The organism is Mesorhizobium sp. M8A.F.Ca.ET.208.01.1.1, from assembly GCF_004791315.1.
Taxonomy (GTDB): Bacteria; Pseudomonadota; Alphaproteobacteria; order Rhizobiales; family Rhizobiaceae; genus Mesorhizobium.
In genome coordinates, this window is record NZ_SRUT01000354.1 from 1 (window position 1) to 292 (window position 292).

General features: G+C 59.6%; 1 pseudogene. It reads right to left on the reverse strand.

The window, feature by feature from the left end:
* Nucleotides 1–121: 121 nt before the first annotated feature.
* A pseudogene (locus EN851_RS37605) lies at nucleotides 122–292 on the reverse strand (phosphonate monoester hydrolase); the annotation flags it as partial.

Sequence of the window (292 nt, forward strand, 5' to 3'; positions counted from 1 at the left end):
ACGACAAGGGCAGCTACGCCGAGAAGCGTGACCAGCAGAGGATGAAGGTGCAGTAGGCAATAGGAGTTGGGTGGCAGTAGGCAGTAGGCAGTAGGCAGTAGGGAAATGAGCTTTCTACTGCCTACTGCCTACTCACATATCCAGCCACGCCATTCTCCGTCAGCTCCGCCAGCGCCAGCGACTGGTCGAGATGCCTGGCGCGCCAGGTCAGCGTCTTTTCGGCGAAATCCAGTCGTACCGGCAGATAGGCGGGGTCGTTCGCGACGTTGCTCAGCTCGCCGGGATCCTTCAT